13 protein-coding genes are annotated in these 14,445 nt (G+C 39.0%); 5 read left to right on the plus strand and 8 right to left on the minus strand.

The genetic code is table 11. The annotated features are described in order from the left end of the window. Positions 1-3 precede the first annotated feature (3 nt). Both ACVCDT_RS09130 and ACVCDT_RS09135 read right to left on the minus strand, forming a co-directional pair. On the minus strand, positions 4-2,403 hold the full coding sequence (locus tag ACVCDT_RS09130) for an ATP-binding protein (RefSeq protein WP_447132460.1): 2,400 nt from the start codon (positions 2,401-2,403) through the stop codon (positions 4-6). Next, positions 2,400-3,548 (minus strand): ABC transporter substrate-binding protein, encoded by a 1,149-nt coding sequence (locus ACVCDT_RS09135; RefSeq protein ID WP_447132461.1) that lies wholly within the window; start codon positions 3,546-3,548, stop codon positions 2,400-2,402. The genes ACVCDT_RS09130 and ACVCDT_RS09135 overlap by 4 nt, the downstream gene beginning before the upstream one ends. 372 nt (positions 3,549-3,920) lie before the next feature. Here ACVCDT_RS09135 and ACVCDT_RS09140 point away from each other — a divergent pair, with 372 nt between their 5' ends. After that, complete coding sequence (locus tag ACVCDT_RS09140) at positions 3,921-4,298, plus strand: VOC family protein (protein ID WP_447132462.1); 378 nt, start codon at positions 3,921-3,923, stop codon at positions 4,296-4,298. A 53-nt stretch (positions 4,299-4,351) separates the two neighbouring features. Here the strand turns inward: ACVCDT_RS09140 and ACVCDT_RS09145 are convergent, their stop codons facing one another. Further along, complete coding sequence (locus ACVCDT_RS09145; protein WP_447132463.1) at positions 4,352-5,101, minus strand: SDR family oxidoreductase; 750 nt, start codon at positions 5,099-5,101, stop codon at positions 4,352-4,354. Positions 5,102-5,134: 33 nt separating this feature from the next. Beyond that, the gene (locus ACVCDT_RS09150; RefSeq protein WP_447132464.1) at positions 5,135-6,358 is read right to left on the minus strand and encodes an acyl-CoA dehydrogenase family protein; all 1,224 of its coding nucleotides are present in this window, start codon (positions 6,356-6,358) and stop codon (positions 5,135-5,137) included. Between the two features lie 112 nt (positions 6,359-6,470). Between ACVCDT_RS09150 and ACVCDT_RS09155 the strand changes: the two genes are divergently transcribed. After that, the gene (locus ACVCDT_RS09155; protein ID WP_447132465.1) at positions 6,471-7,394 is read left to right on the plus strand and encodes a LysR family transcriptional regulator; all 924 of its coding nucleotides are present in this window, start codon (positions 6,471-6,473) and stop codon (positions 7,392-7,394) included. 184 nt (positions 7,395-7,578) lie between these two features. Next, the gene (locus tag ACVCDT_RS09160) at positions 7,579-9,456 is read left to right on the plus strand and encodes a sensor domain-containing diguanylate cyclase (protein ID WP_447132466.1); all 1,878 of its coding nucleotides are present in this window, start codon (positions 7,579-7,581) and stop codon (positions 9,454-9,456) included. A gap of 64 nt (positions 9,457-9,520) precedes the next feature. Here the strand turns inward: ACVCDT_RS09160 and ACVCDT_RS09165 are convergent, their stop codons facing one another. Next, entirely contained in the window at positions 9,521-9,901 is a 381-nt protein-coding gene (locus tag ACVCDT_RS09165) for a hypothetical protein (RefSeq protein ID WP_447132467.1), read from the minus strand. A 94-nt stretch (positions 9,902-9,995) separates the two neighbouring features. On the opposite strand from ACVCDT_RS09165, the gene ACVCDT_RS09170 reads away from it, so the two are divergent. Both ACVCDT_RS09170 and ACVCDT_RS09175 read left to right on the plus strand, forming a co-directional pair. Next, positions 9,996-10,634: an RHS repeat-associated core domain-containing protein gene (locus tag ACVCDT_RS09170; RefSeq protein WP_447132468.1), complete on the plus strand. Its 639-nt coding sequence runs from the start codon at positions 9,996-9,998 to the stop codon at positions 10,632-10,634. Further along, positions 10,631-10,828 (plus strand): DUF4926 domain-containing protein, encoded by a 198-nt coding sequence (locus ACVCDT_RS09175; protein ID WP_447132469.1) that lies wholly within the window; start codon positions 10,631-10,633, stop codon positions 10,826-10,828. Before ACVCDT_RS09170 ends, ACVCDT_RS09175 begins: the two co-directional genes overlap by 4 nt. Positions 10,829-10,915: 87 nt before the next feature. Here ACVCDT_RS09175 and ACVCDT_RS09180 read toward each other — a convergent pair whose 3' ends face one another. The 3 genes from ACVCDT_RS09180 to ACVCDT_RS09190 form a co-directional block, all read right to left on the minus strand. Beyond that, a complete protein-coding gene (locus ACVCDT_RS09180) occupies positions 10,916-11,239 on the minus strand; it encodes a hypothetical protein (RefSeq protein WP_447132470.1) in 324 nt (107 codons plus the stop codon). Between the two features lie 709 nt (positions 11,240-11,948). Next, on the minus strand, positions 11,949-12,926 hold the full coding sequence (locus tag ACVCDT_RS09185) for a transposase (RefSeq protein WP_447132471.1): 978 nt from the start codon (positions 12,924-12,926) through the stop codon (positions 11,949-11,951). Between the two features lie 149 nt (positions 12,927-13,075). Then, positions 13,076-13,789 carry a sulfotransferase family 2 domain-containing protein gene (locus ACVCDT_RS09190; RefSeq protein ID WP_447132472.1) on the minus strand — a complete coding sequence of 238 codons (714 nt, stop codon included), beginning with the start codon at positions 13,787-13,789 and terminating at the stop codon, positions 13,076-13,078. Positions 13,790-14,445: the final 656 nt, after the last annotated feature.

Here is a 14,445-nt window from a genome sequence, read left to right on the forward strand (position 1 = left end):
TAATCACAAAGGCTTTGACTGTGTAAATTGATTCAATACATGAAAAACATCTGCCACATTAACGGGTTTACCTAAACAATGATCAAAGCCAATTTGTTGATATTTATCAATATCTTGCGACATAACGTTGGCAGTTAAAGCGACTATTGGCAGGTCAGGGTGTAAGCTTTTTATAATTTCACAAGCTTGCATCCCGTCCATATTAGGCATTTGAATGTCCATAAAAATAATATCAGGTAATTGCTTTCCAACTATTTCTATGGCTTCTATGCCGTCATTGGCAATATGTATTGTGGCTTGAGTAGGGCTAACTAAAGAATTAAATACTATTTGATTTATCTCATTATCTTCAGCTAATAACAGATTGTAGCCTTGTAAATTGGGCGCCGAAACGTTTGCAGATTCTGCTTCAAGCTTAATCGCATGAGTATTGTCTTTAGCTTTTTTTAGGGGTAATAATAAGTTAAAAGTTGAGCCGTAGTTAACCTTGCTATTGACCGAAATATCTCCGCCCATAAGGTTGGCTAACTGTTTAGCAATAGACAAGCCTAAACCTGTGCCCCCAAAGTGACGAGTGGTAGTTATATCTGCTTGTTCGAAGCGGTTAAAAAGTTTTTCTATTTGTTCTTCAGGAATGCCAATACCTGTATCTTTCACCTGTATAAGTAAATCTTGCTGTTGTTGTTCGACACTAAGGGTGACTTCTCCTTGTTTAGTAAATTTAATGGCATTAGATACTAAATTAACAATAATTTGCCTGATCCTAACAGGATCAATTAACCAATAGGGGTGAAGATCTTTTGCTGGGATAAAACTGAGTTTAATGTTTTTTTGTTCTGCGCTTAGGCTTAATTCATTAATAATAGATTCAAATAACTCGAGTATATTGGTAGGTATTGACTCAAGGCTTATGTTCTTAGATTCAATTTTTGAGAGGTCTAAAATATCATTGATGATATGCAACAAGCTTTTTGAAGAGTTAATCCCCACCTCAACCATAGTTTTTAGTGATTCTGATAAATCTTCGCGTTTTAATACCTGTAATGCCCCTAACACGCCATTCATTGGAGTACGAATTTCATGACTCATATTGGCTAAAAACTGACTTTTGGCAAGGTTGGCATTTTTGGCTTCTTCTAGGGCATTTTCTAAAGCCAGACTTTGTTCTTTTAGCTCGGTGATATCAGATAAGGAACCAGACATTCGAATGGCTTTACCTTGAGCGTTTCTAAGGGCAATGCCGCGCAATCTAAAAAAACGATAATCTTGATTGACGCTAATTCTTAGTTCGCAATCAAAGGAAGCATTTTGCTTAAAATGCGCCAGAATCCCTTGTTTTAATTTAGGGCGATCTTCAGGATGGACTAAGTTCAAAAATAAGTTGTCTTGTTTGGTTAACTTGATCCGCGTGTCTATCTTATGGTCCACCATTTTTAATAACCTGGGAGACAAATAAAGATCTTCGCTTGTAATATTCCAATCCCAAATTCCGTCATGACTGCCTTCTATGGCTAGTTGGTATCTTTCTTCACTTTGTTTAATTCGACTTTCTGATATGGCCAGTTTTTCTAAGGGATTGATTAAAAGCGAACGAATTAAGAAGGCTAACAATAAAAATGCAAATAATGTGGTAGCGGTTAAGGTGCTGCCAATTTGCCAAATATAGTTTTCTTTTTCTGCAAGGATCCTAGCTTTAGAAATATAGAAGTGTACTTGAATAGGGGTATTGGCAACGTCAAACTCTGACACTTGGGTAAAGTTATCTAGGCTAGCTGTTTGAAATAATAACTTGCCTCTTTGATAAAAACTCACAGCATAGTTATTGTTTTGGGTTAAGTCGGCTAATAGAGTTTCGATAGATTGGCTGACAATATCAAAAGTAATGATGCCTTCTGCATGCCCATTGTAAGTAACTGGCATAGACAAGCTAAAATAATGTCGGTTATGCCTGTTTTTGATCATCAGCACAAAAGGCGATTCATGTTCTATGATCTGCTCAACTATGCTTGAGTGTAGATTTGGGCCTGCTGGATTTGGATAAATAAGTTCGCCGGTAAAGTCACTGACATAAATGTCTTCTTTTGTACCTAAAATTTTTCTTTCGTCTAACATGTCATGTAAATTGGCCGCAACCATTTCAACGCCCATAACACTAGAGGTCACCATTGGCGATTCAGCCAGTTCTTCCAGTAATTTAGCGCGATTTTCGATAAATTGTTGCAGATTGTTAAAGGTCGATTGAACCTGCAATTTGGTATGACTTTCTTGCAACTGGGTTAGGGATGTGACTGCACGATCTGACACAAAATTCACATTTAACAACAAGGCTAAAAAGAACCCAACTGCTAAGGTTAAATAGGTTACCCATGCTTTATTCAATTTAAACTTTTGCAAAAAAGTCATAAAGGCTTATTAGCAAGAATATTAATTTGATTGTGTTGGCCAAAGGTTGCCATACAGAAGTTGTCTAGGCCTAAGGCTTCATGTGCATCGGGTTGCTCTGGGTTCCAAGTAGAAAATGGAGTCTGATAGGTTTTGATCAGTCCTGATACTGGCTGGTGTAAAGCCTCTAATGCTTGTTTAAATAATACTCGGTCTTGTTTGATGTCTCCGCTTAATTTAGTTTGTTGTAAAGCGGCAATGGCTAAGCGTCCTAAATCATAGGCGTGAATAAAGCCAGCTGGCGCTTGTAAGCCGCCTGGCGCAGAAAATTGTTCTGGAAACAAAGCTTGTGCTCGCTTTAACACCTCTGTTTGAAACTTAGATAGATTAGATGATGTAAATGAAAAACAACTTTGTATAAAGTGAAATGAAATGGCTTGTTTGACTTCATTGGTAAAAACTGTATTTATATCCCCGCCAGTTGCGCCCCAGTGGCTAACAATTGGAATGCGTTTCTCGGGCTTCATATCAACCATAGCGTTAATAAATTGTTCAGTTTCACTTAGATTAGCGACCAAAAACACACAATCGTGCCCATTGGTTATGATATTTCTGGTGAGCATGCGCGCAGTATTTTGTTTTATGTTCCAATCGAAAAAACTGACCTCAAATGGCACTTTGCCAGTTAAATAAGCCGTCATAGTTTGTTGATTGGATTTGCCCCAAGCCGTATCTTCTAGCAACAAATGTGGATTTTTACATTGCAGGGTATTTAGCGCGTATTCACTTATTCGCCGGCCCGCTTTGGTGTCATCAATAGACAATCTAAACACATAGTTTTCTGCACTTGGGTATCGGGTAATAGGACCTCCCGCCGCCCATGGCACTAATAGCGGAATACGATTTTCATTAATAAATTGGCGATATTTTATGTAAGGTGGTGAATGTAAGCCGGATAACACAAAGAGCGCATTATTGTCCTCTAAAAATCTTTGTAGGTTTATAAAGCTGCGTTTTAAATTGCCTCTGTGATTTTTTTCTACAATCTTTAATTGGTAACCTTGAATTTGATAATTGATTTCAGCTAAGGCGGTTAACAATCCAATTTTCATGGCTTGCGAAGAAGGTAGGTTTAACGAATAGTCGGCATCATGGTATATGCTCAAGGTTTTATTGGGCTCACCTAAAGCTAAAAATGAAACAGAAAACAAACAAAATAAAAAAACGCTATTTTGTTTTATATTGGTACACAACTTTATCATTTATGTATTCACTGGTTTGATTCGCTCAAAGGTTTTAACTAATTAGTACTTCAATCTGCTACTTTTACATGCAATTTAAAGATCATTGCCTCTGCCTAGAGAGACTAACATTGGGTTAAACATATTAGGCAAACTTAGCTTGGTCTATATTGCGTAATATTTCAATAGCTTGGCTTCACAAAACTTAGGCACACTCATCATTAAAATAAACTCGAATTAGCCGGCAATATCACTACACTCTCAATTCCCACAGCTAACAATATTTAGGAGATATAGATGTTTAGCCACGTTATGTTAGGTGCCAATGACATACAAGTATCAAAAAAATTCTACGATGCCATATTAGGTGAATTAGGTTATGCCGAAGGCAAAATTGACCCTAAGGGGCGCTGCTTTTACTTTACTAAAACTGGCGTATTTGGTTTGAGTATTCCTATTAATGGTGAGCCGGCAACTCATGGAAATGGCAGTACCTTAGGTTTTTCCATTGAGAATATAGAGCAGGGCGAAGCATGGCACAAAGCCGGTTTAGCCAATGGTGGGGTAGCTTGTGAAGATCCGCCAGGCATACGTGAGGGAGCAGGACTACGCCTTTATTTAGCCTATTTACGTGATCCAGCAGGCAATAAAATCTGCGCTATGAAACGACTTTAACGTTATGCCCATGCGGTTAATTTATATGGCAGCATGGGCAAGTTCATTTAAGGCTAACTCATTTTAGCTAATAGGCTAAGTGGTGCAATACGCGCTATATACCTAAATAGTGCCCAGGGCCAAGTAGGAACAAAACTATTCGCCACTTCTTTTTCTATATCTTTGACTATAGCTTTGCAGCCTGTTTCAAGATCAACAATAAAAGGCACAGCTTTAACTTTGGCGTTAATTTCTGTACGAATAAAACCCGGGTGAATAGTGGTGACTTTTATTGGGGTGTGGCGCACATCAATTCGTATTCCTTCGGTGAGGGAGCTTAACCCAGCCTTAGTGGCCGCATAAACTGTCATAGCACGACGCGCACCGCGAACTGCACTAACCGAAGAAATGCTTACTAAATGTCCTGCATTTTGTTTGCGGAAAATCTCCATGGCGGCTTCACATTGGGCTAAGGCCGAGACAAAGTTTGTGACAGCAGTTTGTTTGTTAGCATGAAAATAGCCGGTTCCTAGTGAGGCACCTTTACCCATGCCGGCATTGACAATGACCCTATCTAATCGCCCAAAATCTTCAGCAAAGGCTTGAAACACTTCAAATACTTGTTCGTGATCATTTACATCTAATGCTCTGATCTCTACTTTTATCTTTGGGTTAATTGTTAATAAATGCTGTTTTAGCTCAGTTAGCATATCTAACCTGCGAGCGCACAAAGCAAGGTTTCTGCCCATCTGAGCAAATTCGACTGCCATACCTTTACCTAAGCCCGAGCTTGCACCGGTGATTAAAATATTTTCTCGGATCATAATTGTCTCTTGTTGTTAACTAAGTCGCTTAACTTATTTTTGGTACTTCTTTAATTCTAAACGCGCCACCATGGCTTTATGTACTTCATCAGGTCCATCAGCTAAACGTAATGCCCTTGCGCCAGCCGCAAAACGGGCTAATGGGAAATCATTGCACATGCCGGCACCGCCGTGCAGTTGAATTGCCATATCTACTACACTTTCTAACATCTTAGGGACCACCACTTTAATGGCAGATATATCTACCATGGCGTTTTTAACCCCTAGGTTATCGATTTTCCACGCGGCCTGTAAGGTTAAAAGTCGCGCTTGTTCAATGGCAATTCTAGCGTCTGCTACCCGTTCTCTATTGCCACCTAGTTGAATAAGCGGCTGACCAAAAGCCGTACGCGACAGCCCTCTTTGCATCGCTAGCTCTAAGGCTTTTTCGGCTGCCCCTATAGAACGCATACAATGATGAATGCGGCCAGGCCCTAAACGTCCTTGGGCAATAGCAAAGCCTTGTCCCATGCCAACTAACAGATTTTCCTTTGGAACCCGAACATGATTAAAGTGCATTTCTCCATGGCCAAAAGGCGCGTCATAATCACCAAAAGCTTGCAACATGCGCTTAATTTCTATGCCTGGAGTATCTAAGGGAACTATTACCATGCTGTGCTGACTATGCTTTGGGTTTTCGGGATTAGACAGTCCCATAAAAATAGCAATTTTTGCTTGCGGATGACCTAAACCAGTGGTCCACCATTTTTTACCATTAAGTACCAAATCATCACCATCAAGGGAAATAGTGGCTTGCATATTGGTGGCATCAGATGAGGCCACGTCTGGCTCTGTCATACCAAAAACCGAACGTATCTCTCCCGCCAATAAGGGTTTTAGCCATTTATCTTGTTGTTGTTGATTGCCAAAATGGTACAGCACTTCCATGTTGCCTGTGTCTGGTGCATTACAATTGAAGATTTCAGAAGCAAATAAAACGCGCCCCATTTGTTCTGCTAAAGGTGCATATTCTAAGGTACTTAAGCCCTCGGCCAATTGACTGTCTGGTAAAAACAAATTCCATAAGCCGGCTTCTTTGGCTTTATTCTTAAGTGGCTCAATGAGAGGGTGAGCTTGCCAGTTTTGCCAGTCTCCTCCTGGATTAAGCTCATGGGTTTCACGGTAAATTTGCGCTTCTACTGGATAAATATAGGTGTCCATAAAGTCACGTAAGCGGGTTAAATAGTCTTGGGTTTTGCTGCTGTGAGAAAAATGCATGCTTTGGCTCTTTTTTGTAAAAGTGAATGACAGTTAGCATAGGGGTTTTTAGTTGTTGAATGAAATGAAAGATACTATATGGTTTCTATGAATGTAATTCATGGAGGTGAGGGTGTCTGACTTTAGCAATATTCATCAATTAGATCTGAATTTATTAAAAGTATTTGAAAGTATCTATCAAGAACAAAATATGTCGCGCACCGCTGAAGCGCTGCATATTACGCCATCTGCGGTTAGCCACGCGTTAAAAAGATTAAGGCAACACTTAGGTGATCCGTTATTTCAACGCTCTAATCATAAAATGTTGCCTACACCTGCATGCCAGAGAATGGCGCCATTAATTATTGATACTCTGGGCCGACTACGACAGGTTTTGCAACATTGGGGGGAATTCTTGCCCCTGCAAAGTCAACATCATTTTCGATTAGGTATTCACTATGCACTTGAGCCTTCAGTTATTCCTAAGTTGGCAAATAAGCTGGCAATACTCGCACCTAATACCACTTTATCTAGTGTTAAAGTAGAGCGAGAAAGTCTAACCCGTGATTTAGCCGCGGGGCATATAGACATGGCGCTAGATGTTGCTATGCCAATTAAACCACCCGTGTTTCATCAAAGATTGCTGGCGGATAAATTTTGTGTGTTGATGCGCCAAGATCATCCTTTAGGGCACAGTCTAACCGAGCAGGCTTACTTTGCGGCTGAACACATAGGCGTTTCGAATCGACCTAGCGGCGCATCGGCCGAAGATTTACTCTTTCAGCAACAGGGCCTAGCGCGGAAAATTGTATTGCGATGTCAAAATTATTATGCCGCTAAAAGCATCTTAGAAAATTCGGACTTACTCTTAACTGTACCTAAGCAATTAGCCAAAGAATTGAGCTCGGCTAAAAATCACAGTTCACTCAAACAACTGGCTTTACCGGTAAAGCTAGGAAAATTAGAAACCCATTTGTACTGGCATAAGCACACCCAAGAAGATGTTGCCTTAAGTTGGTTTAGACAAGTGTTAATCGAATTGTTTGCTAAGGTTTAACCCAAGTTTACAATCATTGCGTAAGCAAACACTTGGTAAGGCCGCACTCCTATTATGGTAATTAAGTAGATGAAAAAATCAGCAAAGTGACTAGGTTATTTCACTTAGGCTTATGGTAAACTGACTATTATCTGCTCTAAAACCTTTGTTGTTTTACAAAAGAATAAGGATAACCTAGTACTTAATGCAGGCACTAAATCAAAGTTGGCGAAGGTTTTTACCTAGAATAATTGCCATAGTGTTATTTGTTGGCTCTATGGGGGTGTTTGCTCCTATTGCACTGCATTTTGGTAAAGCCATCACCCACCTAAATAAAACCTCAGACAATGGGGTAGTTATATTATCTGAAGAAGATTTTGTCGCCGATAGAAAAGTCGCGTTAACGGGGAAGTGGTGGTTTTTTGAAGAACAGCTATTAACTCCCAATCAGATCCCAGCCCATAAAAATCAAGGCGTATTGATGACTGCGCAAAGTGGTTGGCAATTAAAAAATCAAGGGGCAGGGCAAGTAAATGGCTTTGGTACTTATCATATTGAAGTCAAGCTACCCAAAGAGGGTCATGCTCTGGCAATTCACATTCCTAAGATTGAAACCGCTTACACGTTTTTTCTGAATGATGAACTGGTGGCCAAAGGTGGCATTGTGGCTAAAAGTAAAGCCCAAGCCCAAGCGGGCTATCATCCTAAATTGGTGTTAATACCTAAAAACTTAGACTCAGTGACCATCACTATACAAGTGTCTAGTTTTCATAGTACTTGGGGAGGTATTTGGTCGCCTATTACTATAGGTAATGCCAATGATATGTTTGCTACCCAAAGAGATTTAGTGGCTTTAAGTATGTTTATTCTAGGGGTGTTAGCGATAACCGCGGCATATTATTTAATTCAGTTTCAATTTAGACCCTCTGAACACCTGCCTTTAGTGTTTGCAACCCTGTGTATATTGTTGTTTTTTAGAGAATTTACCAACGAACATATGTTGTTTATTTTACAATTTATGGGGATTGGCTTTGCTGCTGGCACTAAAATAAACTATTTAACCTTTTATGTGGGTTTACCTGTTTTGTTGTATTTTATGCAATTATGCTTTCCACAGGTTTTTAACGCCAAGATCACCCGGGTCTGTTATATCATTGCGGCGGCATTTTCCTTGTTTGTTTTGTTCAGCCCAACTGATTACATTGGCCATTCTTTAATTAGTTATCAGCTGTTTTGTTTTGTGTGTATTGTGTACTTGATCGGCTGTTTAATTGTGGCCAATAAACGTCGATTACCTGCTGCCAAAATGATGATGTTAGGTAGTGTCATTATTAGCGCATTTGCTATTAACGATATGTTGTACGTAGCAGACGTGATTAACACGGGGCGCTTTTTTAGCTTAGGCATAGTAGGTTTTATTGTGTGCCAAAGTTATGTAATCAACAATAGGTTTAACCAAGTACTCACTCGCAACGAAACCTTGTCTGGGCAATTACAGCAACGAAATATCGAGTTATTGCAGTTAGGCACCGAACTAGAAAATAAAGTTGAATTACGTACCCGTGAATTAGAACAAGCCAATCGCGAGCTGCAAGCCTTAGCCGAAATTGATAATTTAACCCACGCTCTCAACCGTCATGGATTACAACAATATTTACAATCTGCCTACGAAAGATTAAGGCGTTCAAAAGAGCCTTGCAGCATTATTTTGTTTGATTTTGATAACTTTAAAGATATCAACGATACCTATGGTCACGATAGCGGAGACGCCATTTTAATGGCCAGCGCCACTTTAGTCATGGAGCTAATTAGAGAGCAAGATAAATTAGCAAGATGGGGTGGAGAAGAGTTCTTAGTCTTGTTGCCTGCTACTGATTTAGAAGGGGCACTAGCCATTGCAGAAAAAATCCGCATCGCTATTTCCAGAGAATTATCTAATGCCATAGCCGATGAGGTTGCTGTCACTATTACCGCTGGGGTGGCAGAGTTAAAACATGATGAAACCTTTGAAATTATTTTTAAACGTGCCGACAACGCTTTATATAAAGGTAAGCGAAGTGGGCGGAACAATGTGCAGTGTTAAAGGTTAAAGCCCAGCTAATCTCACTAAAAATTCGGTAAATTAGGCACATTGTTACGCTCTTCTATTAAAAAGAGTTATTTAACATCTCTTTTAGTTTCTTTTCTGCCAATTCGGCCGCGGTTAAGTCTTGATTGTCTGGTTCGGCTTGCGGAACTTCATCGCCAAACAAGGCCGCTAGTTCAGCTTTTGCAGCGGCCGATTTGTCTAAGTGACTGTTTTCTTGACTTTTAGTACTAGGTTTAAAATAGTCACAAAAATTGGCGCGCTCGGTATCACTAATATGCTCGGCTCTTTCTTCGTCACATCGCCCTTTAATAAAAAACTGGCACATCTTGCAAACATGTTGGTCAGTACTACATTGATGGCATTCTTCGCGCCTAGACATAGGTAAAATCACCTGTTTTAGTTTAGTCGCACATCGCCAACAGCTAAATTCAGTGGTCATAATCTTGCCTCCAGTTATTTGTTCCAAAACCAATTGTAACGCTTTAGCTTTGCCTAAAGGGGGAAAATACATGATTTTTGTTTAGTTAATTTATATGCAGGCACGATACTATGATCCAGTGATTGGGCGGTTTTATTCGAATGATCCTGTTGGGTTTAACAATGTTCATAACTTTAATCGGTATGCGTATGCTAACAATAACCCTTACAAGTATGTCGATCCTGATGAGCGTGAAAGCAAGCTAGCGCAATCTGAAGATATTGATGTTAGAAGAGCAGGCTCTGGTCAAATATCAAGAGAACAGTTTGCTCAAACTCAAAGTGATCGAGTTGAAGCAGCTACTGCTGCTAGCAATTTTATCCCTGTAGGTGGGGCAATTGCGGGAGCTGCCAAACTATATAAAGTAGGCAAAGCACTTCAAGTTACTAGAGGAAGCGTAGATAAAAAATTGACAGGCTACTTGTTGAACAAAAGTCACCCTGTGGGTGGTGACAAAGCTAAATTTTTTGACAAAGCGTTAGGGTTTACACAAGCGAACAAAGCTGGTCTTGCTAAGCAAATTAAGTTCAACTCAAGTACCGCTGTTAAGAAAGGTCTAACCCAACATGGTCAGAAATTTGAGCAGGTAATTAACATTAAAGGAGCAAACGGACGTAATGTTAATGTAACGTTTGGTTGGATTAAAAATAACGACGGTCATATGAGATTGGTTACAGGATACCCGAAAAAATGATATTTAAAGAGTTTGACACTGTAGAATCTGTAGTGGAAATATCCTCATTAGTTTCTATAGGGACAATTGGAGTAGTAGTCATGTGTTATGACAAGGAAGATTATGAAGTGGAATTTGTTGACACTAACAATCAAACTATAGAAGTTGTTACAGTCTCAAAAGAAAAAATTAAAAAAGCGAAATTCATTAAGTAATTCAATGAGTTGATTGTTGTTGGCTGTTTTCGTTACTGTGGGTGTCTCTATAAGCTTCGAGCCGTTATAAAATCAAGGGTTAAATAATTAACCCGATGTCAGATTGTCATAGATTTTGTATTCTTTGTCAAAATAACTAAGTAAACTTGAAGGAATAGTTGGAGGAGAGGATTTGTTAACGCTAACGTTTACGTTAAAGTTTTTGAGTTCCTTACCCATTAGTCCCGATAAAATATCAATCCCACTTTCGTAATCTTCTGTCTTACCAACAAAATCAAAAAAAGATTTTGGGAAGTTTGTTAGGCTTCTATGATATTTTGTAAAGAATCTTTCACTATTGTTATCAGCCAAAACTGCAAGAAACATTTCCTCGCGCGATATGTTGTCATGATTCAAAAATTTTTTAGTCAAGTAATCCTTTACTATTTGGTTGTTATTGACGTCTAACAAAAATTACAAAGACACCCATGGTCAAAAATTACAAAGACACCCATGGTAATGGGTAGCGAAATTCATTCAGTAATTCAATGAGTTGATTGTTGTTGGCTGTCTTCGTTACTGTGGGTGTCTCTATAAGCTTTTATAGAAAGCTTTCAGGCAATTTCGGTTGGCACTCAGCGGATTCGGTGAACACAGTGGATGTTGGAAAGTTAGCAATTGTAGTTCGCTTCAAGTTAACGCTTTGAGAGAGGGGGTCTTGCTCGGAAAAGATACAAAGACAGTCACTCTTAAAAAAGAGAAAAACACTATGTATTAGTTAGTTGATGAAGGCACAGCTCCTTATCAGCTCACTGAATTTTTATAGAAAGTGACCTATTTAGCCTTTTAGCTGCAATAATCGCCTTTCAACTAGGATACAAAGACAGTCACTCTTAAAGAGGATACAAAGACAGTAAGAGGATACAAAGACAGTCACTCTTAAAAAAGAGAAAATCACTATGCCTTAGTTAGTTGATGAAGGTACAGATTCTTATCAGCTCACTGAATTTTTATATTAAAGTGAACTATTTAGCCTTTTAGCTGCAAAAATCACCTTTCAATTAAACTATTTCTTGAAATGCAGGCGCGGGGAGGCTTTTAGAGTGATTGACGTACTTGACGATTAGATATGGTTAACAATTCAGGCTTGTAATAACGCTTTAGCCTTTGCCATCCCTCGTATTCTTTGGTGGTTAGTGTGTTGTTTGAATTGTTGCAACATATGCTCACAACCTACAGCGGTATGGAAGTGTTGTTCAAATTCAGTTGTGAGGGTTAGCCATTGTTCAGCATTGATGCCTAATCGTTCAAGAATTGGGCTTTGCTGTTGCTCAATATAGCCTGCTTGACCTTTTTGAATACACCTGCCAGTACGGTCAACTAATTCACAGTAATCAATTAGGTTGTAGGCAATACCTTTGGGCATGTGGGGCCTATGATTACCCACAAAACGCATGAGGTTTGTTGGTTGTTCGCCTTTGATGAGGGCGTGAATACGTTGCTGAATACTGGTGTGCTTTGAGGTTTCGGGAGATTTCTCCATTTTTGCGCGAATTGGGTTTAGGTCAACATACGCCATGCACGCTAATACGGCACTTTCATCTAACAAGGCTTGAGACTTGAAACGTCCTTCCCAGAACCTGCCAGTGCAGTTATCTTCTTTATTGGCCTCGCGGGCAATGTACTCATTCAAGTTACGCATGAACCAACTGATGTCATACAGGCGCTGACGGTATATAGTCACAGTTTCTTCTAGACTCATCGTTTCACTTTTACTGAGTGTGTCGCCTCTTTCAAATTTTTGACTTAATAGTGTGCCTTGGTAAAGTCGGTGCCAGTGTTGAATGACCTCTTCTTTCGACCAGCTTTCAGCTAAATCTTTATCCACACACAGTACTACGTGCGTGTGGTTGCTCATGACCGCAAAGGCACAAATATCAATAGCAAATACAGACGCTAAGAACAATAAACGATTCTCCACCCAAGTGCGACGATGGGCATAGTTTTGACCGCTGAGTTTATCTTCACCACACAAAAATGAGCGACGCACACAGCGAGAAACACAATGGTAATAAGGGGTATCAATTAAACTAATTTGGCTTTTACGGGGCTTAGGCATGACAGACCATCCTTGGTTGTTTGATTATTAAAGCTTAGTTGATGGTTGTTTCTTTGCTATTTTTTAGTGTGGGTGTCGGAGTAAGCTTGCCCTATAAGCTGAGTAAGCTTTGTTTTTTATTATTTACAATTAAATCAAAGGTTAAATAATTAACCAGATGTCAGATCGTCATAGATTTTGTATTCTTTGTCAAAATAACTAAGTAAACTTGAAGGAATAGTTGGAGGAGAGGATTTGTTAACGCTAAAGTTTACGTTAAAGTTTTTGAGTTCCTTACCCATTAGTCCCGATAAAATATCAATCCCATTTTCGTAATCTTCTGTCTTACCAACAAAATCAAAAAAAGATTTTGGAAAGTTTGTTAGGCTTTTATGATATTTTGTAAAGAACCTTTCACTATTGTTATCAGCCAAAACTGCAAGAAACATTTCCTCGCGCGATATGTTGTCATGATTCAAAAATTTTTTAGTCAAGTAATCCTTTACTATTTGGTTGTTATTGACGTCTAAAGTGTGATTTAAAAGAGACCAAGCTCGCCTAATGGGATCCCTTAACCAAATAATTTTTTTGGCATTTTGAAAAAGGTTACTATGATTTTTGTGCGGGTAAAAATGCCCATGTAAAAGTTTTGTTTTACTTGGAATCCAAGCTAGCTCACCTTTGCTGAACTCTTTGGCATTTGTACCAACATAAACACCATAAACCGCCCCACTTCCGTATGCTTCACACAGGGACTTCCTAAAAGATGAACCTGCTGTCTTAGGTATGTGATACGACAACCACTCAACACTTTTACAACTTTCCTTTATATTATTTAACGTATACATCGATAATTTTTTATCGAAATACTCTATAAGACTCATTTTTATTTATTCCTTTCCAATATCAAATCAATTCCTAACTAATCGACAACTATACATTTCTGATCAAAAAACTTCATTAATTACAAAGACACCAACGGAATTACAAAGACACCCATGTTAATGGGTAGCGAAATTCATTCGGTAACTAAATGAGTTCATTGTTGTTGGCTGTTTTCGTTACTGTGGGTGTCTCTATAAGCTTTAGCTAGAGTACGTTCTGTTATAAAGCACTAATATGATGAAAAACAAAATTATAAGTGATATTGAATTCTTTTTGAGTGGAAAAGATCAAAGCCTCAGACTGGCCAATCAAATCGAGTCAGAACTTCTTAAGTGCTTTCCTAAAGATGATTACGTTGAAGAAACAACTGACATGCTCGCCCAATATAAACCGGGAGTAGGTTGTTTTCTATTCAGTGAAAAGGATTTAGAAAAGAAACTGTCCAATTTAAAAACGTATTTGAAAAAAAGAATGAATGGGGTCAGAGTAAACTTTGACTCTGATTTAATCCAATCACATCTCCTCGCCCTAACGTGCTTTGTGTTATCCAGCATATGAATTTGCAAACTCACTTCCTCATTCTTTGCTGTAACTCACTTTCTTAACAATAAATCACCATCATTTATTGGTGTCTCTAGTCGTAATATTCTACACG

The organism is Paraglaciecola aestuariivivens, assembly GCF_052983255.1.